The organism is Pelagicoccus sp. SDUM812002 (genome assembly GCF_031127835.1).
GTDB lineage: Bacteria > Verrucomicrobiota > Verrucomicrobiia > Opitutales > Opitutaceae > Pelagicoccus.
Map to the genome: position 1 here is coordinate 100,265 of NZ_JARXHX010000008.1, position 23,775 is coordinate 124,039.

Here is a 23,775-nt window from a genome sequence, read left to right on the forward strand (position 1 = left end):
TTCTGACTTGTGTTGTGAAGGCGAAGCGAGAGGATTGATCCCTAATCTCATAATCCTACCCCCCCACTTTTCCGTCCCGAATGAGAACTCTTCTGCTTATTTCGGCCTTTATGCTTGGCGGAAGTCTTTCGCTTTTCGCATCCGAATTGCACTTTGAAGGCCTTCCCCCTATCAAGGCTTACCCCTTTGAGAGCGTTGGCTCGGTGTCTCGCAGCGCTCGCCTAGGATTCGATGGTTTTGGTCGATTGGTGGTCGTGGAGGAAGGTACTTACGCTGTTTTAAATGATACGGTTTGGCTGAACTTGAGCGACAGCATTTCGAGCGATGAAGGGGAGATGCTCTATGTCTTGGTGGGAGCGGATGGGCGTTCCTATTATGGTGCGTTTGGGGATTACGGATTGGTGGGATATGGCAAAGACGGGAAGGTTGTCGATGAGTCGCTTGCCGCATGCTCGGGGGAGGAATGGCTTAAGACGGCTGTGTTCGACGAGATCGTGGGGACGAGCCGCGGCGTCTATTTCCGGAGCTGGAATGGAATCGCATTCCATGATTTCGCGAGCGGCGAGTCGCTTTGTTTTCCCACCGCCGCGTTGAATCGCCTGTTTAGAGTAGGAGATCAGGTCTTCGCATCGTCGATCGATCAAGGGATTTGTCGTGTCGACATCGAGGCGGGTCGCCTGCGACCGTTGGGGCATCCCGAAGGACGCCGTCTCGAGTACGCCGCTCCGTTAGGAGAGACTGAGACTTTGTTGTCGGATTCCCGAGATAGACTCTGGGTTTTTGATGGCGCGCTTTTGGAGCCTTGGGGCGTACAAGACGAGTTGGGACTGACCGGAAAAATCTCCGGCTTGCAGCCATTGATTGAGGGAGGAATCGCAGTCGCGGTTTTGGGGAAGGGAATATACTTTATAGACGAAGAAGGGGAGCTGACCTTGGCCTTGGAGAGTCCTGAGTACCATCGCGTGTTCAACCTGGGGGCGAATGAGCCAGGGGTGCTTTGGGTGGTTACAGAGAGATCGATCGACAAAGTTCAATATGGTAGCCCTTTAACTGATTTCGGCCAGCGTCTCGGTTTGAGCTTGGAATGGCCTCAGATCGAGATGCTCGACGATCGCCTCTTGGTCGCTTCGGACGGAAAACTATACGAGGCGTTCGGCTCTGGAAAGGGCAGGGCAAGTCATTTCACGCTTTCGCGATCGCAGTTAAAGGGAGGAGTGAACTTTTTAACAGCGGGAGGCGGACGAGTGCTGGTGGGGGACTATGACGTCGTCTATTCGCTCTTGCCAGATGGTGAGTTCAGGCAAGTCGCTGAGGTGGAAGGCCTCTTGAACGTGACGATGGTGAGCGACGAACTCTGCTTCGCTATTGGGACTCAGCATATTGTGGCGCTTGGTTTACGGGAAGAAGAGTGGGTGGAGGTCGCTCCTCGGGTAGAGGGTTTGAATTATGGTCCGATTTCGCATGTGGCGAAAGGAGCGCTTTGGGTGGAGATGGGAGGTGAGGGCACGGCTCGAATCTCGCTGGAAGAAGGCGAGATAAAACGTTTTGTGCTACGGAGCGAAGAGTGGACCTCGGCCAGATGGGTGAATGTGGGCGTAATAGATGACATCGTGGTATTAAACGGCCAGCAGGGGGATCGAAAATTTTTCGATGAAAGCATAGATGACTGGTGTGACGTTCCGTTGCTCGATGACTTGCTTAATCAATACACGAAGCGAATTGACCGTGTGGCCAAGGGGTTCGATGGCGTCATTTGGGCGACACATACCGAAGGCGTGGTTCGCTTTGTTCCCAAGGATGACGGTTATGTTCTGGATGCCTATGGTCTGGACATGATCAACGATCGCTATCCGCGCGTTCGGATTCTTGAGGAGGGAGGGATTTGGATCGTGGCCGGACGTTCACTGATGAAAGTTAGGAATCGTGGGATCGTTAGCAGCCGCGAAGCAGCGAAACCCGTTCTGGTTTCTTTCCAGGTAGGAGTTGATCGGGTTGAGCATATCTTCCCTGAAACGAGAAATCTACAGGATAAATACGTCCTCCCTTATTCTCGGAACAGGGTATCCTTCAGGCTTTTTTCCGATGGGTATGGATTGAGAAGTTCGCCCACTTACGATTATCGTCTTTCTGAGAAGGAACCATGGACGCGAGTCGACTCGAACTCCCTTCTGACATTTGTAAATTTAGGCGCCGGAAGCTATTCCTTGCAGGTTCGCCTGGCGGATGAAAGTCATCGCGCCGAATATTGGGAAATGCTCGATTTCGAGATTTTGGTGCCTTGGTACCGATCCGGACTGACCTACGCATTGTATGGGTTAATTTTCTTTTGTGTCCTTGGCGGCGCCATGAAGTATTCTGGGCACATTGTCCGAAAGCGAAATCGTGAATTGGAAAGCTTGGTAGATGATCGAACAAGGCAATTGAGATCTACGATGGATCGGCTCAATGAAGAGACGAGAAATTCTGCTACGCTTGCTGAACGCAATCGCTTGGCAGCGGAAATCCACGATAGCCTCCAGCAGGGAATCATTGGGGCGATCATCCAGTTAGATGCGACTCTTGAAACGTCGCGCTTGTCAGATGGAGTCCGGTCACGTCTCAAGGTAGTGAGGAATATGGTTTCTTACGTGCGCCAGGAGGTGCAGCATCTCGTTTGGGATTTGGATACGACACTTCACGATTCGGAGCTGGGCGATGTGTTAAAGAGACTGGTTTCAGTAATGAATTCCGAGACCTCAATCGTCGAGTTTAGAGAAAGCGGTGAAGCAGTTAGATTACCCTATAGGGTCCGTCATAATCTCCTGCGAATCGCGCAAGAGTCGACGACGAACGCGATCAGGCACTCGGGTGCTAGTAGGATCTGGGTCGAGCTCGACTACTCCGAGAGCGAGATTGGGCTATGTATCGGTGACAACGGAGAGGGGTTCGATCCTGATAAAGCGCTGGTATCAGGAATGGGGCATTTTGGCTTGAGGGGTATCCAGTCGAGAGCGAAGTGTCTAAACGGGGCAGTGAGACTGAAAAGCGTGTTGGGCGAAGGGACGAGGATTTGCGTGTCGGTCCCAGTTGAAGCCAGAGAAAGAGTTTATGAAAACGTCTGAATCAGGTCAGAAAATTCGAGTCATGCTGGTGGACGATCACATGGTCATTCGCATGGGTCTGCTTACGGCGATAGCGGCGACGAGCGATATCGAAGTCGTTGCGGAGGTTGATTGTGGTGAGGAAGCGGTTGAGGCGTACGAGAGTTGCCGACCGGACGTAGTTGTCCTAGACCTACGAATGCAAGGCATTGGAGGGTTGGAGACGATTCGACTTTTACGTGAGCAGTTCAAGCATCCGCGAATCATCGTTTTCAGTAACTACTCGAAAGGTGAGGAGGCATATCAAGCGATACATGCCGGGGCCGTCGGGTTTGTAGTTAAGGACATGCCGGTCAAGCGCTTGCTGGATGCCATTAGAGTAGTGCACAAAGGCGAACGGTATGTACCTGCACGCGTGGCTGCTCGGATAGGGGAGCGCATGCTAGTCCAGTTGTCTCCACGCGAAATAGAAGTCATGGGTGAACTGGCCAAAGGTGGGAGCAACAAGGAAATCGCTATGCGCCTCGGTCTAGTCGAGGGCACTGTAAAGTCACACGTGGCTAGCATCCTTTCGAAGTTGGGAGCGTACGACCGGACTCAAGCGTTGGTGATCGCCCTCAAGACTGGGATCATCGAGATCGAATAACGAGCGACGATCGCTAATTTTTGGCAGATTCCTCACTGAAATCTGGAGGTTGTGGAAGTTTACTGCCTCTAATTTACTGCCTTTAAGTCCGCAGCGAGCAGTGTCTAGATACTGCTACTGGCTGGCAACGGTTGCGTTTGGCACGACGCTGTCCACCCTTGTGCTCTCCCCAGTTGGTCTCTGAACGCCTTTTTTCTATCACAGGTTCCAATAATCCAATCGTCTTTGTGGAAGACGCTCCCGCATGTAAGTCCGCTTGATCGTCTCAGACATCTCAGTCGGTCATCGCTATGGGAATATTTCGTATTGGAGTTGAAAAGTGTGTTCACCTAGTGGATCTAACGCCTACTTCTTACATGGTTAGTTCATAATGAGTAGTTCGAGAAGGTGCTCGGTGTTGGTATAATACCGTATATCGAAAGATGGAATAATCCTCCTGTCTAATGCCGGTTTGACGAAAGGTTAAAATTTGGCGGACTATGTCCACGTAAATTCCTCCTTTGCCCCCGCGTCTGAGATTACATCGCCCCCTTGTTCAACTCTTACCTTACCGTTCTTCGGTCGAACCGTTGCCTTGTTTTGTCCCTGAGCTAGTGCCCCCCTTGGGGAGGGTCTTTCTAGACGCTACATGTAGTCATGCAGCGTCTGTCGTAGCTTGATACCGATGAATATAGGACAACGAAACTACCCGTTCGAAGCTGGGTGAAGGGTTTTTTTTCTACTGCTTTTTCCTACTACCAAATATAAACTATGACTAAACAAACCCTACCCCCAAATAGATACATGTCTAGAGGCGGTGTCAGTGCTGCTCTATGTGGCACTGCGCTTCTATTGGCCCCACTCGTCTATTCCCAGGACGTCCAAGATGAAGAAATATTCGAACTCTCCCCTTTCGAGGTTTCGGGTGACGATGATCAGGGCTATCAGGCAGTCGATACTCTAGCAGGTAACCGACTAAACACAAAGCTGCGCGACGTCGGTAGCGCTATATCCGTGGTCACCACACAGTTCCTTGACGACGTTGGAGCTACGGACAACAAAACGCTGTTGCAGTACACTGTGGGCACCGAGGTTGGAAGCGTGGAAGGCAACTTCGCTGGTTTAGGCGACGGTGGACTTCTCGACGAGCGAGCAAATCTCGTTAACCCATCGGCCAACACTCGCGTTCGCGGTTTGACCAATGCTGATAACAGTCGCGACTACTTCATCTCAGACATTCCTTGGGATGGATATAATATCGACCGTGTGGAATTACAGCGTGGTCCTAACTCCATTCTTTTTGGACAAGGTAGTCCTGCTGGATTGATCAATGTCGGTCTGCAGGGTGCCGCTTTCGAAGATGGAGGCAAAGTAGATGTAAAATTTGACCAACACGGAACTACTCGTTACTCGCTCAACTATAACAAGGTTGTTCTAGAAGACGAGTTGGCGATCAGAGTCGCTACTTTGTACGACGACGAAAAGTACAAACAAGACCCGGCTTTCAATAGGGATACGCGTTTGTATCTAGCTTTGCGCTACGATCCATCTTTCATGAATGGTGAAGGAGTTCGCACGACGTTTAAGGCGAATTACGAATCGGGGGAAATTGATAGTAACAACCCTCGCTCGATCCCTCCTATTGATGCGATAACTCCCTGGTTCCAGTCTGGAACGTATCAGGGTGGATACTCATTCAATGAGACGACCGGACAGTACGAGGCGGGACGGACCTACAACTACCTTAACCAGGAGACTTTCAATCCTTGGCAGTTGCAGGACGACAATACGGGTCGTGCCAATCACGGTCAACAGCGTCCGGCGATTAATGGTGGTCCACGTACCGGACAGGCGAATCCAGCTTATAACCCGTGGATTGGTTCCTTCGCTAGCGGCCAGGGAGCTCCTTTGGGCTACTTCACTTCAGCTGATGCTACACCAAGCTTCATGATTCCCGAGTGGCGGCAGCAACGCGCTATCAATACTGAAGGCGAGGTGGACAGGTCTCAAGGAATCACTTCGTTCCACCGTCAAGGTGCGATCAACGGGTATTCCAGCTTCGCAAGGCTTGCCGGCCTTCCTTATTCAGAGTTTGGCGTCCACAAGAACTACAACCTAACGGATCCAAGCATCTTCGATTTCTACAACAATCTTCTTGATGGACCCAACAAGAACGAGTGGCAGGAATTTGATAGCTACAACGCGAACTTATCGCAAACCTACCTTGGCGATAAGATTGGTTGGGAAATAGCTCACAGTTCTCAGTCTTACGACAATGGCCAAGTCAGTCTTGTGACAGGCGGAAACCAGGCGATTCACATTGATATTATGAGTGTGTATCCGGATGGTACTCCAGACGGCCTAGACGGCGAGCCGTTCCAAGACGGCACGCCAAATCCAAATGTGGGCAGACCATTCGTCAGCGATAACGGTGCAGGAGGGAATAACTCGTTCAATTCTGAGCGTAGTTCGACTCGCTTGACCTTGTTCGGAACCTATGATTTCAACGATGCTGGTGACGGCGCGTCATGGCGTAAGTTCCTTGGCAAGCACACGTTCACTGGATTACTCGCTGAGGATACGCGCGATACCGATGCTCGAAGCTGGCAGAGATATGCCATACTGGATCCTCAGTACCGCGAGTTCGTTAGCGCGACGGATTCGGATGACTTCAATTCTTATCTCTTCACTCCGAATCCAGTTGTGTACATGGGTCCATCATTGCTAGGCGCTAGCTCGGCAACCGGTGCTAGAATTCCAGCCCTCAGCGCCCCGATAAACGTGAGCGGTGGAACCATTGCAGCATTTGATTCAACCTGGAAGTGGCCGCTCGATCCGAGCGATCCCAACTATGTTAATCCTGCTGCGGAGTGGATAAATAACTATTACCTCCCACCAAGCCTAGATGATCCAGGAAATCCAACAGCAGAAGATCGCCGCGTGGAGACCCAAAACGTAAATCCGGCTAACTACGTCGGATGGGTAAATTACCCGTTCTCCGTGACGGATTCGGAAGATGGCAACCGTGATCTACTGACTACCTCTGCAGGTTTAGACAACAGCAAGGTAGAATCGAAGGCACTCGTATGGCAGGGTCACCTTTGGGATGGTGCTCTCGTAGGGACTTGGGGTATTCGTGAGGATACCGCAGAAGGTTGGTCTGTTTCTAGAAACACCAATAGCCCATCGCAGTACGCCTATGGTTTCGGTCATATCGATCTTAGCCCAGAGGTTTACAACATCGAATCGGACGACGTTCTATATAGCTCGATCACAGAGACATCTAAGAGCTGGAGTGCGGTTGCACATTTGAATGAGTTCCTTGATGACGGGCTGCCAGTTGACGTTTCTTTGTTTTACAATAACTCGCGTAACTTCCAGCCGGAAGCTGCTCGTGTCGATGTATACGGCGAACCGATACCACTCCCGCAAGGCGACACCGTTGATATGGGAGTATTGCTCGCGACAAAGGACAATCGCTATTCTTTGCGTATCAACAAATACGAGACCAAAGTCACAGCTGCCAACAGCTCTGGCTTGGGTGGTGCTTGGTTCCTAGGTGCTTCGCAAGCATGGTCTGCGAATTGGGTAAACCACTTCGAATTTGACTGGACTGGCGACACTCCTGCGGATGCCGTAGCTAATCCAGATCCGGAAGATTCCCAGTACAACTACGGTTTGGCTGAAGGTGAAACGCTCGCGGACGCTCAGGCCCGCGAGGCTGCAGCAATTGCTGCATGGCGGACGTGGCAGGCTCAGGTCGATCCTCGCTTCTACGATGCGTGGAACGTCAATCTTGACGCTCCGTTCGACGCGACCTCTCCACAAGGAGTTGGTTCTTCGGTGCCGAATGGTTTCCAGCTTACGGAAGATAGCGTATCCAAGGGTTATGAGATCGAACTTTCAGCGCGTCCTACAGATAACTGGAATATCATGCTGAACGCTACACGGACTAAGGCCGTGAGACGTAATATCGGTGGTGAGAACTTGGCTGCTTTCGTGGAGCAGTACACTGATACTCTAGAGAACACAGCCGCGGGTGACTTGCGTATCTGGTGGGGTGGAGCAGGTAATGAAACAGCTCTTTATCAGTGGAATACGAACGTCAATTCCGAGTGGACTTCACGAAAGCTTCAGGAAGGGACGAACGCACCAGAGCTTCGTGAGTGGCGCGTTAACTTGATAACCAACTACGGATTCACCGATGGTAAGTTCAAGGGCCTCAACGTCGGCGGTGGAGTTCGCTGGCAAGATCAGGTTGTTATCGGGTACCGTCCGCTACTCGACGACGACGGTGGTGTTACCTTCGATATAGATAACCCATATTGGGGGCCGGATGAAATGAATATTGACCTTTGGGTCGGATATCAAAGGGCGATTAGCGATAACATAGACTGGTCCATCCAGGTCAATGTGCGAAACGCCTTTGAGGGTGAGGGGTTGATTCCAATCACGACTCAGCCGGATGGAACTGCGGCAGGGTATCGAGTCGCGCCGTCAGAAGTCTGGTCTATTACAAATAGTTTTGAGTTCTAAGTTGTAGCGAAAAATGTAGCAAAAGAAAGTGTGCGTCCTGCTGTAATGGTGGGACGCACATCTTTTGTTTTATCTCACGAACAGAAAGTTGAATGTGAGAGCGTTACAGTACGATTGGTTGGCTTTGTTTTGAGTTAGAAGTTGATTTCGTGAATCACAGAAGCGATCCTTTCCGATTCCTTGTTGTGGTAGTGAAGCGGATACTGTTTATGTTTAATTCGAGACGGCCTGTGTTGGCCTTGGTGACGGCTCACTGTTTTTTAGTCTTTAATGGGTTTCTTGCTGCAGCGCAGGGCCTTGATCGCCGGCCATTCGAAACGCCACAGATTGATGGGGAAGAGGGCATTCGACTACGTGCCTTGCATTCAGATCAGACGGGGTTGAATGAGGTCAACGAGTACAATGACCCGAGGGCTTGGGGCACACTGTTCAGAGAGTTTAATAATGGATCCCTCGGAACAGGATTAGCGGTTGGTGACTACGATCGGGATGGAAAACCGGATGTCGGAATAGCGTACAAGACGGGCGAATTTCGACTCTATCGGAACTTGGGCGATAACCGTTTCTTAGATGTGTCGGAAGATTCGGGTGTTAAAGTGCAGGAATCGTTTTTCGACCGGTCATTCGCCTTTTTTAAGTCCGACGATACTAGCGAGAAGCCGTGGAACCAGGGCGTATCCTTTGTGGATATCGATAACAATGGCTGGTTGGATTTGTACGTTTGCCGATTTAATGAGCCTAACCAGCTGTTCATAAATCAGAGAGATGGAACATTTGAAGAAGAAGCAGAGAGCCGAGGCCTTGATCTCAAAGATTCAAGTGTTATGGCATCGTTTTTCGACTACGACCGAGATGGCTTATTGGATGTTTACATCCAAACAAATTTACTGAGCTTTTCGGGCCAACCAGATGGGCGCGAAGATTTTTTGTACCGAAACATTGGAGACGGTTATTTTGAGGATGTGTCTAGTTCGTTGGATGTACGTCCAGAAACTCAGGGACACTCAGCGATTTGGTGGGATTACGATGGAGACGGGTGGTTTGATCTCTATGTAGCCAACGATTTTGCAGTACCTGATCTCCTGTATCGTAATAATGGGGACGGAACATTTAGTGACGTTGCGTCCGAAGTATTGCCTTTAGTTCCGTACTCGGCGATGGGCTGTGATATTGCTGATGTTAATGGAGATGGACGCTTGGATTTGTTCGTAGCGGATATGGCAGCTACGACACGGTTCAAAGACCACCGCACTATGGTGTCCGCTCGCTTTGCGCCTATTGAGCGAATGGTAGGAAAGGCCATTCAACGACCGCGAAATTGTCTATTTCTTGCTACGCCATCAGGTTATCTGCGGGAGGCGGCCTTTGCTGCGGGGCTAGACGCCACAGACTGGACTTGGAGTCCGCGTTTTGAAGATCTGGACAACGATGGTTTTGAGGACCTCTTCGTTACGAATGGAATGAATCGGGAGCATCATAATTTAGATCTCCTGGTTAAAGTGGCGAGAGCTCGATCGGCAACCGCTAGAATCGCAATCTTAAAGAATTCGCCCGTTTTGGAGGAGCGCGATTTGTTGTTTAAAGGAGGGGATGGTTTGTTATTCCGCGAGCTCGACGCGTCTAGCGGAATCGAAGAAGCTGGTGTCTCGTTTGGCTCTGCATCGGGGGATTTCGATAACGATGGCGACCTCGACTTCGTGGTAGCTCGTTTCAACGAACCCCCTTTGATATATCGTAATGATTCTAAGAGTGGGAATAGAGTCATATTCGAATTAGAGGGAGTTAAATCCAACTCGTTCGGGATCGGATCGATAGTTTCATTACGCACAGAAGGTGGTGTCCAAACCAAGCAGTTGTCGAATGCCCGAGGCTACCAGTCTACGAGCGAACCGATCGTGCATTTCGGATTAGGCAAGAACGCTGTTGTGGAAGAGCTGACCGTAAAGTGGCCGAGTGGAATCGTCGACGTGTGGCAGGACTTGGAAGCCGGGTCTCGCTATCGCTTACGAGAAGGGAGCACTGGATCGGATGAGACGAAAGAATCGTCCGGAGGAGGACGACTTTTCGAAGTTGTCCAGCTTGATAGTGAAGGTGAAAACGTTGACCGCTCGGTTTTAAAGATGCCTAGAAAAAGAGACGACCTCCTAGAGCCGTGGTCGAGCGAACCTCAGGGGCCAAGTCTTGTCTTGGGAGATTTTAACTCAAATGGGAAAACAGATGCTCTACTTGGAGGTACCAATAACAGCTCCCCGAGCTTGATCCAGGACTTAGTTGCACCGTGGACCTCAGCGAGCTTAAAGGCTTTAGAAGTAGGTTCGGGAATTGGGCCGAACCTAGCCTTCGATGCCAACGAGGATGGATATCTGGACCTTCTTGTTTCTAATATCGGAGAAACCGCAGTAAAGCCTATCGCGGGGGCGGGTGTTGAATTGTATCTGGGAAATGGAGACGGCAATTTCAAAATGGACACGAGCTCACTGTTCCCTGATGTTTCAGTTTTGGCGGGGGTGATAGCAGCTGCGGATTTCGACAGGGATGGCTACTTGGACATTTTTATCAGCGGTAGCATTCCGAAAAACAAAGACGCGATTTTGTCTCGAAGCGCTTTGCTTATGACGAATGGGGCACGATGGGAGGACTTCGCTGCGCTTCGACTGCCGAACGAGGGGCAAATAGGCATTGTGACGGCAGGCATCTGCTCAGACGTCGACTTGGATGGTTGGGTCGATTTAGTACTTTCCACTTCTTGGGGTACGCCGCTATTCTTGCGTAACGAAGCCGGCGAACGATTTACGGATGCTACTGAGGAATGGGGCTTTTCAAGTGCGGGAAGCGGATGGTGGACCTCTATCGCTGCTGCGGACCTTAATTCCGACGGAAAATTGGATTATGTGCTCGGTAATGCTGGATTGAATACCATTTATCGGGCTAGTGAAGAAGATCCAATTGAAATGCTATTTGGAAAGTTTGGCAGCCGAGGTAAGTCTTCATTTTTAGAGTTTGAGCGTGTGGATGGAGTTCGTTACCCGCGTCGGAATCGGTTCGATTTGATTTCGGTCTACCCCGAGCTACGACAACTGATTGGAACCTCAGATAAGTTTGCGGAGATGTCTTTGGAGCAAATCTTCTCGCCGGAGTCCCTGGCAGACGCGGAAGTTTATCGAGTGAGTGAACTACGCAGCGGCCTTCTTTTGAGCAGTGAAAAAGGACCTTATCGATTCCAGCCACTCCCAAGCCTCGCTCAGCTAGGAGCTACCCAAGGAATCGCCTTGGGTGATTGGAATGCCGATACTCATGTGGACATCGCCTTGGTACAGAATTCATCCACTGCAGTGTCGGGTCCTTGGTATGGAGGTATCGGTTTGCTGCTGCAGGGTGACGGACAGGGTGGGTTTGAGGAGCTTGCTTCCGGGAGTTCAGGTTTCGTGGTACCTGGAGAGGGACGTGCTCTCGGTACCCTGGACTTCAATAGAGATGGTTGGCCTGACCTACTCGCGACTCGAGGTGCGAAGGATCCAATTCTTTTTATGAACAAAAGGGTTCGAGAGAGAGCTTCATTGACGATTTCGTTGTCCCAAGTAGGGACGAATCCTTCTGCGCTCGGATCCAAGATCCGGGTGGGGTATCATGATGGAAGTGTTCGAGTGGGAGAGTTGTATTCGACTAATGGGCACTCGACTCAATCGGAAGCAATAATGTCCTTCGGCTATTCGAGGACGGCGGTTATCGACTTTATCGAAGTGCATTGGCCCGATGGGACCGTTGACGAGTTTGATATCGAGGACGTTGAATCGGGGGCGCTTAGAATTGAGAGAGGTACTTCTAGGCTGCTTTGGCTCGAGGAAGATCGAAGCTAAGAGGGCAGGCTTCTATCAAACTATATACGAATGATCACCATGGAAATATTATGTTGTAGGCCCTCAGGAGGTAGCATCCTGAAGGTTGAAGATCTCAAGATAGTAGTAGGTCGCTTGTTCGCTGTCTTGGGTCCTTGTTTAGTGAGAAAAGCGGCTCGCCCACCTTCGGGATCGTGCAGTTCTCTAGTCTCCGATACTTCTTATGATTAGACGAATTGATATAAATGCTTGGCGGAGGTTGGGGATCGTCGCGGTTGCGCTTCTGGTCTTAGGTCTGGGGCATTTCTCGAGAATCGAGCACATTGACTATGTGTCTGAACTAGGTGGTGGGAGCGCTATCGAGATAGATCGTCAATCGTCGACTGGATACGAGGAGGGCAGGCGGAAGCTTATCGTACCTCAGAGGAATGTACGGACCTATCAGTGGATAATGCAGGGTCAACAGATGATTGACGAAGGGACGTTTGATCTGAAACGGGTAAATTACGACAATGCACCAGACGGTCGTCCTGTTTTAACACCCTCGTTGTACCGTTGGTGGTTGATTGGGCTCGCATGGCTTATTTCCATTTTCACAGGCGTTCCCCTGGGTGTGTCAGTGGAGAGGGCCGCGCTTTATGCTGATCCTATTTTACAGGTTCTAGCTATCGTTTTTGCGTCTGTGTTATTGAGGCGCTTATCATGGAGAAGCACTCTTCTATTCGCTGCTGGGGCTATCGCCCTCTTTCCGCTCGGAGCTAGCTTTTTCCCGGGGCAAGCGGATGACACTGCGCTAGGAATTATCTTCAGCTTCTTCGCAGTCCTGCCGTTGCTGATCCCCTTAGTTGAGTCCTGCAATCGAGATGAGATTGTGGCATCCAAGCGAATGGCGATTATTGCGGGAATCTCCGGTGGTTTTTCACTTTGGTTAAGCCCTAGCGGAGGTGGCGTTTTGATATTAGCTCTCGCTTTCGCGGGTGGCTTGAAATGGGCTTTAGGGCATGTCCGCAAGAAGCAGGACAAAAGTGCAATCAAGGGTCTTCCGGATGTCGCTTGGCGAGCGTGGGCTTGGAGTGGCTGCATCTCTGTATTAACTATTTGGTTACTAGAGAACGGCATTCGCGTTCTTGATTCTTCTTCTTGGGGTATGGGACTTGTCAACCCAGTTTACGCAGTGGTTTGGCTTTGCGTGGGGGAGTTGCTTGTTTTCCTAAGGGGTGTTAGTCCTTCGTCGGGACGAAGGAAAGTCATTCAAGCTGGCACTCTGGTTCTCTTGAGTACTGCGGGCCTAATACTGATCATGACTTCCGAAACGGACTGGGCGGTAAATCAGGTAGGGTTGGATCTTTCTCGAGCGTCGTTACCGGAAGATTCAGGAAGCACAATCAAGTTCTTAGCGGAAGGGGGAGCCAATCCGTTGGTAATCGTAACCTTGTGCATCCCAATTTTAATAGGTGTATTCGCGATCGTCTATCTGTCGAGTACAAGGCGACCGGTAGCTGAACAAGGGATCGTGCTATTGGGTCTTGTTCCCATTGTAGTCGCATTGACGCTCGCTGTTTTCGCTATGGGATGGTGGGCTCATTTTCAAATACTTGCTCTTGGTTTGGCGACAGTTGCCGTATCAATAAAAAAAATACAAGGGTGGTACCGAACTGCCAATGTTGGAGTGGTGGTTTGCTCTCTGGTCGTTGGATCATCGTTGGTTTTTAAGGATCAGTTTTCGGATTCAGGTGATGCAGTCAGCGAAGTAGAGCTCATTTCTCTAGTGGAGCGAGATCTCGCGAATTGGCTCTCGCTGCGACAAAATCCCGAGCGTCCGGTGATCTTGACCTCGCCGAACACAGCGGCAGCTCTCGCATATTTCGGAAACCTAAAAGTTCTAAGTACTCCGTATCCAGAAAACATTGAAGGATTTTCAGCTGCGGTGCGTTTATGTGCTGCTGCTACAGCAGATGAAGCCCAAGCGATTGCGGATGGCAGGTCTGTGGATTTCATCATTGATCCATCTTGGGACCCCTATTTGGAGCAGTACTCAATAATCGGAAGCAACGAGATCGATCAATCGTTTGCGCTCCTTCTCAAGCAGTGGCTGCCTCCGTTGTGGCTCAGGCCCATGAGGTATGACATTCCTCATGTAGATGGTTTCGAAAACGAGCGAGTGGTTATTTTCAGGACCATAGAGAATCAGATGCAAGAGGACGCCTTGGCCCGCTTGACCGAGTATTTCATCGATTCTAGATCAGCTGAGAATGCGATGAAGGTGCATGCAGCATTGGCGATGGGTTTTCCAGACAGGTTGGTCACTCATCTCACGCGTGCAGAGCTTGCTCTAGCACTGGGAGATAAGGGTAAGCTGAACGAGGCGGTCTCAGCTTTGCGCGGTACGATTCAAAGGGGAAACGTGGACTATCTAGACTGGGATTTGAGGGTGAATCTGGCGCTCGTGTTAATTGGCGCCAATGAGATCGAAGAGGCGAAGAAGCAGTTGGAAATTTGCGTCCAGGAAGCGACGGATGAGAAACTGAGACAGCTGTCGGATGGTGCCTTAGAATCGTTCAGGAAGATACTAGACGCCTTGAACTGGAAGTTGCCATCGGAAGATTTGGATCGATATCTCGCTGAAATGGTACGTTGAGACCTTGGCAGGCGAAATCTTATGGCCGATGCTAATGTAATAAATTAATTCTGTTTATATACAGTGATTAGTACTATTTGCGATATGGATTTTTCATCGATAGGAATTTTAGCGATAGCTTCAGTCGCTCAGCGCTTACGGGCTGGATTTGAATTGGATTTTTTTGGCGGAATTTTACGGGTGAAAACGTGTAGGAGATTGATTCGATAGATCCGGCATGCCTCGTTTGAAGAGCTCAATTTTGGCCAGATCGCTCTTGGTACCTCACTTTTTGATATGAATAGACTACTAACCTCGATTTTAAGCGTCCTCATTGTGGTGACTGCCGTCTCTCAACCGTTTCCATACCAGGATCCCGAATTGAGCTTTGAAGAGCGTGCCAAGGATTTAATTTCTCGGCTTACCTTAGAGGAAAAGGCTGCTCTGATGTGCGATCAGTCTGAGCCGATTCCTCGTTTGGGCATCAAGCGCTTCAATTGGTGGAGCGAAGCTTTGCACGGTTACGCTAACAACGACGATGTAACTGTATTTCCTGAGCCGATCGGGATGGCAGCCTCTTTTAATGACGATCTCGTCTATCAAATCTTCGACGCGGTTTCGGACGAGGGGAGAGCGAAGTACCACCAGTGGATAAACGATGGAAACGAAAACAAGCGCTTCCTCAGTCTCTCCGTCTGGACGCCCAATGTTAACATCTTTCGTGATCCACGGTGGGGACGTGGACAAGAGACTTATGGCGAAGACCCCTTTCTAACATCAAGGATGGGTGTTTCGGTCGTCAAGGGGTTGCAAGGCCCCGAAGACGCTAAGTACCGCAAGCTCCTTGCCTGCGCGAAGCATTACGCAGTGCACTCTGGTCCGGAATGGAGCCGGCATGAGCTTAATCTCAACAATGTTGATCCCAGAGTGCTCTACGAAACCTATTTGCCTGCCTTCAAGGCCTTAGTGCAGGAAGCCGATGTACGGCAGGTCATGTGCGCGTATCAGCGCTTGAACGACGAGCCATGTTGCGGAAGTCGTCAGCTGTTGCAGCGTATTTTGCGCGAAGAGTGGGGATTTGAGCACATCGTTGTATCGGATTGTGGAGCGATCACCGACTTCTACACGACGCATAATGTATCCTCTGATCCAGTACATGCAGCTACGAAAGCAGTCCTAGCCGGTACCGACGTAGAGTGTATTTGGGAAAATTATCCCTTCGCGACCCTACCTGAAGCGGTTGAAAGAAAGCTGCTCGACGAGTCTGATATCGACAAGAGTTTGATGCGGACCTTGGTCGGTCGATTCGAACTGGGAGAAATGGACGACGACTCCATCGTGCCTTGGGCTCAAATATCAGCCTCTGTCTTAAATAACGAAAAGCATCGGAGACTAGCTCTGGATATGGCACGTCAGTCGCTGACACTGCTTCAGAACGAAGACGATATCCTGCCTCTTTCCAAAGATGCAGAGAGAATTGCAGTGATCGGCCCGAACGCGGATGACGAGCCCATGCTCTGGGGTAACTACAACGGTACGCCAGTTCGCACGATCACAATACTTGAGGGAGTAAAGTCTAAGATATCCGAAAAACGGATACTTTACGACAAAGGTTGCGACTTGGTGGAAGATAAGGTGACAGAAAGCTACATCGCTAACGCCTCTATCGGAGGCAAGGCCGGCTTCAAGGCAAGTTATTGGAACAACCCAGAACGCGACGGCGAGTCAGTCGCTATCGATCAGATTGCTAACCCACTTAAGAAGACAACTGCGGGACAGCACGAATTCGCATCAGGGGTGAAGCTCGAGGGCTTCTCTGCGTTGTATGAGACTGAGTTTGTACCGGAAGTCAGCGAAGAGATCATATTTAAGGGGGGAGCCACGGGTTATTTTGAATTGTTGGTGAATGGTGAGTCCATTCAGAGGTACGAAAATTGGCGTACCCTGCCATCGCGCCAACCCTTTGTTGTCGAGGCTGGGAAGTCCTATAAGATCGAAATTCGCTATGCTCAATTGAACAACTGGCAAGCGAACATCGAGTTTACCTTCGGCAAGGAAGTCGACGTAGACTACACCCGCCTGATAGAAAAGCTGGAAGGAATCGAGACGGTCGTCTTTGTGGGTGGACTTTCAGGTCAACTCGAAGGTGAGGAGATGCCTGTTTCGTTTCCGGGATTCAAGGGTGGTGACCGAACGGATATCGAGTTGCCTGCCGTGCAACGTAATTGCCTGAAAGCTCTCAAGGAAAGCGGTAAAAAGGTGGTATTCGTGAATTGTTCCGGATCTGCCATTGCCTTGACGCCTGAGACCGAGTCTTGCGATGCGATTCTGCAAGCTTGGTACGCAGGTGAGTCCGGAGGACAAGCGATAGCCGATGTATTGTTTGGTGACTACAATCCATCAGGTAAACTTCCGATCACGTTTTACAAGAGCTCTGACCAGTTGAACGATTTCGAAGATTATTCCATGGAAGGGCGGACCTACCGTTACATGGAGGATGCCCTTTACCCGTTTGGTTACGGATTGAGCTATACTGAATTCGAACTCGGTACCGCGAAATTGAGTAAGAAGAAACTAACTACGACCGATTCCGTAACGCTTACAGTCCCAGTTCGCAATGTCGGTGATCGCGATGGTCTCGAGGTTGTACAAGTATACATCCGCAAGGAGAACGATGTCGATGGACCGCTTAAGAGCCTGAAAGGATTCGCACGCGTCGAGGTGCCAGCCGGGAAGAGCGGCGTGGCAACCATCGAGCTTCCGCCATCATCCTTCGAATTCTACGATTGGGAGCAGCGTGGCATGGCAATCACGCCCGGCGTCTATGAAATCTATTACGGGACGAGTTCTGACGATGGGGACTTGAAGCGCACAAAAATCTCCCTTTTCGGTGGCGAAAATGGAGGTGTTTGAGGATACGGCCCGATGTTTGAAACCTACTATCAAGCGGTCCAATGCGAGAGCCTCGTGGAGTTTAGAATGCTCGCCAGCGTAGGGTTTCCTGCGGTTTCGGAACCGATTTGCTAAAAAATAGGACTCTCAGAAATTGAATTTACCCCTAACCATAACCCAAAAAAATATGTTTAAACCAACCCTTTGTCTACTTGTTTTGGCAACATTAGCTGCTGGAACTGTTCACAGTGCGGAGCCCGCAAAAATAAAAATCGACTTGGATCGAACGGTCGACGCTATCGATCCGAATATATTTGGAAGCTTCCTTGAACCTCTTGGGGCTTTCCCTGTTGTATATGGGACGCTCTATGATCCTGAGTCGCCATTGGCTGATAAAAACGGATTCCGAAAAGATTATCTCCAGCAGGTAAAGGAACTACAGGTCCCCGTGATTCGCTGGCCCGGAGGGAATTTTGTTTCCGGCTATAACTGGGAAGATGGCATTGGACCGAAAGAAGATCGCCCTGTGAAACTTGATCGCTCTCGGACCCGCCCGGAAAGCAACCAGATGGGAACGGATGAGTACGTGGAATTCTGCAATCTGGTGGGAGCAGCGAACTTCATTTGCGTGAACGGTGGCTCCGGCACGATCGACGATGCTAGCAATTGGGTCGAGTATTGTAATGCTCCTGTGGGTACCCATTACGCCGACCTTCGAGCCAAAAATGGGCATCCTGAACCGTTCGGAGTAAAATACTGGGCGCTCGGAAACGAAGCAGATGGGCCTTGGCAAATTGGTTATAAGACAAAGGAAGAGTATGTCCGGTTCGCCACAGAGGCTGCTAAGGTGATGAAAATGGTAGACGAGGATATCAAGCTCGTTGCTTCTGGTTCATCGAACTACCCTCTCGTTACTACTAGCTACGATCCTAACGACGGTTGGGTTGATTGGAACGACTACGTTCTCGATCAGATGGTCGAAGATATCGATTATATCTCAATTCACCGCTACGCCACGCAAGCATTGCGAGCCTTGGAGGAGCCGACCTTCGCCGACACTATGTCCCTCGGGATGGATATCGAAGAGAAGATAGTTATCACTAAGGGGCTAATCGAAAAGGCGAGGGCGAAAGCTGAAACTGACCATGAGGTCTATATATCGTTCGATGAGTACGGTGCCCGTGGTAATAGTATAGCAGGTCCATTGCTGCTCTCCCAGCACCTGAACGCTTTTATACGGAATGCAGATATAGTGAAGATGGCGAACCTAACCTTCCTTACTAGTTTGACGGGCATCACCGAGGACGGCGACTATCGGACTTCACTTTACTACCCGTTCTTCCTCTTTTCGAACAACTGCCGTGGCGTATCGCTCGATGTTTATTCGCGATGTGAGAGCTACAGCAACGAACTGTTTGAGGAGATTCCTTACTTGGATGTGTCTGCAGTTCTAAATGAGGAAAAGGGAGCCCTATTCCTAAACGTAGTAAACCGTAGCGGCGAGGACGCGATGCTTGCAGATATCGAACTTCAGTCCGGTGACTACACAGGATCGGCTATGGTACGTACCGTAACGGGAGATAGCATTGAAGCGACCAACACGGCAACAGAAGAGCAAGTGGACATCGACGAGGAAGCTATCAAGTTCGAGAAGAATATAATTAGCTACCGATTCCCAGCGCATTCGCTGACGCAAATCGAGATAGGGCTCAAGTAGCTGTTTTAGCCTTCGAGGCACAGCTGAAATTCTGGTTTGTTTGAGGGGGTGCACATTTTGCACCCCCTTCTTTCTGAATGTAGTTAGCGATGTTAGTTATCTACAATATCGTGGACGGCGGCGAATTGTGACGGTGACTTGGCGAGGACCTTCTGATAGTCTAGGTCGCGTCCTGGTAAAGGATCTAGAAGACTACTGGAAGAAGAGCTGAGCTGTTTCGTACAAGTAAATGCGGGCGTTCATCCAAGTATGGCCACCTTCCGTTATCAGCGTCTCGCGCTCGATTCCTTTGTCTTCCAGATAGTCCATGAACTCCGTGGCTGGTTTATACAGGAAATCTGACTTGCCCACCCCGAGCCACATTGTCTCGAGTGCTCGATTAGTTTTCTCGGTGTCCTCTAATAGCTGTCCAAAGTAAGTCTCGAACACTTCTGGTGTGAGGTAGGCGCTGTACGAGCCAATGTGAGCGAAAGCGTCGATGTGCTTGAAACCAGTGAAAAGCGACTGGCCGCCACCACGCGAGAATCCAGCGATCGCGCGGCTGGATCTATCGATTTTTGTGCGGTAGTTGTTTTCAACATACGGGAGGATTTCCTGCATGAGAACCTCGGCAAAGCGATCGTACATCAGGGCAGCCTCCGGCGTGTGGGGTCGAGGCGTGCCCACCCGCATATTGCCGTAGGGCATCACTATGATCATTGGCTTGGCCTTTCCGGCCGCGATGAGATTATCGAGAATGAAGTTTGCTTTACCAACCTTGAAGAAAGTTTCCTCCGTGTCAGTGGTTCCGCTGACTAAGTAGAAGACCGGGTAGCTATTGCTGCCTTTTTCGTACCCAGGAGGTGTGTAGACGATGAAGGAACGTGTTTCCTCTACTATTTCCGATTCGTAGAAATGGTAGCTCACTTTTCCGTGCGGGACATCCTCCTGCGCGTAAATGGAACCTTCCTCGCTCGGCACGTCCAGTAGACTCGCTTTGAAACCTTCATTCGGAAACAAGTACTGGTTGTTAGGATCGTTGGTGCCCAAACCATCGACGACAAAGTTGTAAGGATAAAGGTCGGGCTCGATAGGGCCGACCGTTACGGTCCAAATTCCATCTTCACGCTGCTGAAGCTGTCGATTTACGCTTTGAAACTGTCCGCTTAGTTCAACCTTTTCGGCATTAGGTGCGTTGAAACGGAATGTGACCCTTTTGTCAGGATGAACCTCTGGTGAAACAATAGGATTGAGTCTGAAGGATTGGCCGTAGCAAACGCTAGACAGGAATATGAATGAAAAAATGGATACTGATTTAAGTGTCATCTTAATTCGCTGATGAATCGTTGAGGTGAGGTTTTTCAGGGGAGGCGTGGGCTTGGTGTTCGAGGTAGGACCACAGAGCGAGAGCCAGAAAAACTAGGTGCAGAAACCGTTTCTTGGGGATTTTCATCGCGGTTCCTAGTTCTGAGCTTTAGGTGTATTCGTGTCTGAGATACAGTCTTCCATGAGGCTTGCTACACCGCGAGGATCCTCCTGCTGGGCGACGTGGCCTCCGGGGAAGGTACGAGTGGACCAGCCACGAGATTCGGCTTTCTGCCAGCTTTTGTTGTCTTTCAACCGCTCTTCAATGTCTTGATCGGCGGGGATGAATGCCACGAATGTGACGGGCAGGGCGAGTGCGTTAGGATCGTTGTATGCGACGGGTTGGCTAAACGTCTTTTCCGGGTGCGGCATGCCTTTCGGGAAAGGGGCTTTTTCGTCGTACCAGGGGAAGCGTACGAGCCCATCAACGACGTTGGAGGTGGGAGGTGCTCCACCGACGAGGTCGTACATCGACTGTCCGTCATCTGGAACTGCGGCATCGAGGTAGATCACGTGCTTAATTCGCTCAGGTATCTTGTTCATCACTCCAGTGACGACCATGCCCCCGTAGCTATGCCCGGATAAGACGACGTTATGCAAATCTTCGAAGAGGATGACGTTCACTACGTCGTCGATGTGGGTATCGAGGTTTACTTCAGCATTTGCGAGGTGGAAGCGCTCGCCAAGGCCCGTGAGGGTGATGCGGTGGACATCGTGACCGTCCTCTTGAAGGAATGCTCCGGTGCGTTTCCATTCCCAAGCCCCTGCAGTGGCTCCATGTACGATGACGAATGTCTCTTTTTGATCAGCTGAATCCGCAACAACTGAGAGCATGCATGCCTTGGCTGCGAACGATAGGAGGACGAGTAGTTTTGTTATACTTTTCATATAGAGATAGAAACCGTGTATTGAGTTTATGGCTGCGAAGTCAGGTTGGCCGTTTTCGCGAGGCGAGGGAAGAGGCCCTCCATTGCTCTTACGAATCAGGAGCCGAGAATCCGCCAACGTTTCGCTTATCGAGGTCTGATTGGCGGTATTGGGGTGGCTGGCTTGCTTGTAGGCTAAAGGGGCGACTCCGCACCAGATAGAAGCTGCTGCGCCTCCCGAAGAAGGATACCGGCGGCTACCCAATCGTGCCAAAAGCCCTGCATATGATACTCGAGTGGGCCGGCGAGCGTAGCTTCGATTGTACGCCGCGCTGCATCCAATTCTGACATAGCTAATTTTTCATAGCCGAGGTGATGGAAGGCCATCGCCTTTATCGTTTCGCAATAGTATCTGCGACAGAACTGCTCGTCCTGAAAACCGATGGCTCGATCACTCCAAATGATCGAGGTCTCGTAATCCTCGTTTCGGTAGTACCAGAGACCCAGTATCGCGCAGCGCCAGGCCTGTAGCCAGTCTGAGGGGTCGAAGTCGTTGGGCGCGAGTGAATCTTCTGCAACCGCCGCTAGGGAGCCGAGCTTGGAGAGCCATTCTTTATCAGCGGGCAAAAGCAGTCCACCTTTGAGAAGCTGCTCCGCAGCGATTGGGTTGTCCGAATGCCCTTTCCGTTCGATCAGGTCTTGATGGAATTTCCAATATTGATCGATCTTCCCGGCCTCTATGAGCGTGGGGCCGATTGGTAGATATTTTTGGGTGGCTTTGTCGCTTTGGTCCGTTTCGTCAAAGCGGTTGACGCGAGCGAGGGCGAGAAACCTCTCGCTTGCTGTGTTCCACCCTTTTCTCATTCCGTTCCAAATTCCAAGCTCCCAGAACACGAAGCTCGCTTCCACGGAGGTTTGAGTCAGCGGACCCGCGAGCTTAGAGATCTCATCGTCGGCTTCGGAGAGCTTCCCTTGCATGATCAGGTTTGCGGTCTTCGTAACGAGCTCGCGTTCCTCCGCCGCCAATCTGAGCACAAGTTCCTGTTGTTCCGCGGCTTGAGCCCTGAATAGGAGTATGGTCGAAGTCGTCAGTCCTCCGAGGATGGCTACGGTCGCTAAAGCCAGAGCTCCGCTGGTAAGGCGGTTTCGGCCCAATAATTTTCGGAAACGGTAGAGGTTCGAGGGTGGGTGAGCCTCGACCGGTCGACCTTGCAGAAAATTCTCTAGGTCTTTGGCCAGCCCGAGAGCAGTGTGGTAGCGATCCTCGGGGTTGTGGGCGGTCGCTTTTAAGATGATTAGATTTAAGTCCGAGCGAGGCGCATCGATATTGCTTAGCCGGGTGGGACTGGCAGCTGTCAAGTAATCCCGGGTCAATTCCTTCAGGATGGTCCCCAAGCTAAAAATGTCGCTTCGGGTGTCGCTGAGATTGCGGCCAGCAGTTTGCTCGGGGCTCATGTACTGCGGCGTTCCGGCTAGTTGTGGGCTCTGCCTGTCTGCTTGGGGATCCGATTGATCTGCGAAGGCTTGCGCGATGCCGAAGTCGATGACTTTGGGTACCGCGCTCTCTTCTATTTGGCTCACCAAGACGTTCGAAGGTTTGAGGTCGAGGTGGATGACCCTTTTCTGGTGGGCGTGCTGAATGGCGCCGCAAACGCTGATCACAAGTTTGATCCGATCCTCGAGCGTATCTAGATTGTCATTACAAAAATCTGTAATTCTCGTCCCTTCCACTCGTTCCATCACGAAGAAAGGGTGACCTCTGTCTGTCGTGCCTGCATCGAATACGCTCGCGATATTCGGATGCTGCATAATGGCCAAGGTTTGCCGTTCCGCGTTGAAGCGATCGATAACCTTATGAGAGTCTAAGCCGGGGCGAAGGATTTTCAGGGCAACTGTGCGCCTTACCGGTACTTCTTGCTGAGCTTCGTAGACAAAGCTGCTGCCTCCTTTTCCAAGGAAGCGAGTGATGTGATAGTTTCCGATGGTTGAGCCAATGTAGTAGTCGCCGCTCGTCGCATCGATGGCCTCTCTCTCCATTTCCTCCGTCCAGGTGAAGCTCTTTGAGCATTCATCAAAAACTGTGTTGGCCTTTTCGAAGTCGCGCAGCATGGCCTCGACTGTTTCCCGCATCTCTGGGGTGCAAGTCTGGGAAAGGTAGATTTCTCGCTGCAGCGGAGCTTCGATCTCGAGCGCGTTACAGAATACCTCTTCTTCTTTTTCCGAGGGAAGTTTCATTGCTTGCAAGACGTGACATTACGCGGA

General features: G+C 50.7%; 11 protein-coding genes. 7 read left to right on the plus strand and 4 right to left on the minus strand.

What is annotated here, in order from left to right; translation table 11 throughout:
• Positions 1 to 80: 80 nt before the first annotated feature.
• The 7 genes from QEH53_RS13155 (at position 81) to QEH53_RS13185 (ending at position 19,303) form a co-directional block, all read left to right on the plus strand.
• Positions 81 to 3,101 (plus strand): ATP-binding protein, encoded by a 3,021-nt coding sequence (locus QEH53_RS13155; RefSeq protein WP_309023667.1) that lies wholly within the window; start codon positions 81 to 83, stop codon positions 3,099 to 3,101.
• Positions 3,088 to 3,726 (plus strand): response regulator transcription factor, encoded by a 639-nt coding sequence (locus QEH53_RS13160; RefSeq protein ID WP_309023668.1) that lies wholly within the window; start codon positions 3,088 to 3,090, stop codon positions 3,724 to 3,726. The genes QEH53_RS13155 and QEH53_RS13160 overlap by 14 nt, the downstream gene beginning before the upstream one ends.
• A 750-nt stretch (positions 3,727 to 4,476) precedes the next feature.
• Entirely contained in the window at positions 4,477 to 8,241 is a 3,765-nt protein-coding gene (locus QEH53_RS13165) for a TonB-dependent receptor plug domain-containing protein (protein WP_309023669.1), read from the plus strand.
• 359 nt (positions 8,242 to 8,600) lie between these two features.
• Positions 8,601 to 12,098: an FG-GAP-like repeat-containing protein gene (locus tag QEH53_RS13170; protein WP_309023670.1), complete on the plus strand. Its 3,498-nt coding sequence runs from the start codon at positions 8,601 to 8,603 to the stop codon at positions 12,096 to 12,098.
• Positions 12,099 to 12,300: 202 nt separating this feature from the next.
• The gene (locus QEH53_RS13175; protein WP_309023671.1) at positions 12,301 to 14,715 is read left to right on the plus strand and encodes a hypothetical protein; all 2,415 of its coding nucleotides are present in this window, start codon (positions 12,301 to 12,303) and stop codon (positions 14,713 to 14,715) included.
• A gap of 276 nt (positions 14,716 to 14,991) precedes the next feature.
• Positions 14,992 to 17,607 carry a xylan 1,4-beta-xylosidase gene (xyl3A, locus tag QEH53_RS13180; RefSeq protein WP_309023672.1) on the plus strand — a complete coding sequence of 872 codons (2,616 nt, stop codon included), beginning with the start codon at positions 14,992 to 14,994 and terminating at the stop codon, positions 17,605 to 17,607.
• Positions 17,608 to 17,773: 166 nt separating this feature from the next.
• The gene (locus QEH53_RS13185) at positions 17,774 to 19,303 is read left to right on the plus strand and encodes an alpha-L-arabinofuranosidase C-terminal domain-containing protein (RefSeq protein ID WP_309023673.1); all 1,530 of its coding nucleotides are present in this window, start codon (positions 17,774 to 17,776) and stop codon (positions 19,301 to 19,303) included.
• Positions 19,304 to 19,495: 192 nt separating this feature from the next.
• On the opposite strand, the gene QEH53_RS13190 is transcribed toward QEH53_RS13185, so the two are convergent.
• From QEH53_RS13190 to QEH53_RS13205, 4 genes are all read right to left on the minus strand, one after another.
• Positions 19,496 to 20,608 (minus strand): alpha/beta hydrolase-fold protein, encoded by a 1,113-nt coding sequence (locus QEH53_RS13190; RefSeq protein ID WP_309023674.1) that lies wholly within the window; start codon positions 20,606 to 20,608, stop codon positions 19,496 to 19,498.
• A 1-nt stretch (position 20,609) separates the two neighbouring features.
• The gene (locus QEH53_RS13195; protein WP_309023675.1) at positions 20,610 to 20,735 is read right to left on the minus strand and encodes a hypothetical protein; all 126 of its coding nucleotides are present in this window, start codon (positions 20,733 to 20,735) and stop codon (positions 20,610 to 20,612) included.
• Between the two features lie 8 nt (positions 20,736 to 20,743).
• On the minus strand, positions 20,744 to 21,535 hold the full coding sequence (locus tag QEH53_RS13200) for an alpha/beta hydrolase family protein (RefSeq protein ID WP_309023676.1): 792 nt from the start codon (positions 21,533 to 21,535) through the stop codon (positions 20,744 to 20,746).
• Between the two features lie 173 nt (positions 21,536 to 21,708).
• The gene (locus QEH53_RS13205) at positions 21,709 to 23,748 is read right to left on the minus strand and encodes a serine/threonine-protein kinase (RefSeq protein ID WP_309023677.1); all 2,040 of its coding nucleotides are present in this window, start codon (positions 23,746 to 23,748) and stop codon (positions 21,709 to 21,711) included.
• Positions 23,749 to 23,775: the final 27 nt, after the last annotated feature.

What these genes read in the sequence shown, in the direction of transcription:
- QEH53_RS13155 (WP_309023667.1), top strand. Translation starts at nt 81, where the DNA reads ATGAGAACTCTTCTGCTTATTTCGGCCTTTATGCTTGGCGGAAGTCTT.
- QEH53_RS13160 (WP_309023668.1), top strand. Translation starts at nt 3,088, where the DNA reads ATGAAAACGTCTGAATCAGGTCAGAAAATTCGAGTCATGCTGGTGGAC.
- QEH53_RS13165 (WP_309023669.1), top strand. Translation starts at nt 4,477, where the DNA reads ATGACTAAACAAACCCTACCCCCAAATAGATACATGTCTAGAGGCGGT.
- QEH53_RS13175 (WP_309023671.1), top strand. Translation starts at nt 12,301, where the DNA reads ATGATTAGACGAATTGATATAAATGCTTGGCGGAGGTTGGGGATCGTC.
- xyl3A (WP_309023672.1), top strand. Translation starts at nt 14,992, where the DNA reads ATGAATAGACTACTAACCTCGATTTTAAGCGTCCTCATTGTGGTGACT.
- QEH53_RS13185 (WP_309023673.1), top strand. Translation starts at nt 17,774, where the DNA reads ATGTTTAAACCAACCCTTTGTCTACTTGTTTTGGCAACATTAGCTGCT.
- QEH53_RS13190 (WP_309023674.1), bottom strand. Translation starts at nt 20,608, where the DNA reads ATGACACTTAAATCAGTATCCATTTTTTCATTCATATTCCTGTCTAGC.
- QEH53_RS13195 (WP_309023675.1), bottom strand. Translation starts at nt 20,735, where the DNA reads ATGAAAATCCCCAAGAAACGGTTTCTGCACCTAGTTTTTCTGGCTCTC.
- QEH53_RS13200 (WP_309023676.1), bottom strand. Translation starts at nt 21,535, where the DNA reads ATGAAAAGTATAACAAAACTACTCGTCCTCCTATCGTTCGCAGCCAAG.
- QEH53_RS13205 (WP_309023677.1), bottom strand. Translation starts at nt 23,748, where the DNA reads ATGAAACTTCCCTCGGAAAAAGAAGAAGAGGTATTCTGTAACGCGCTC.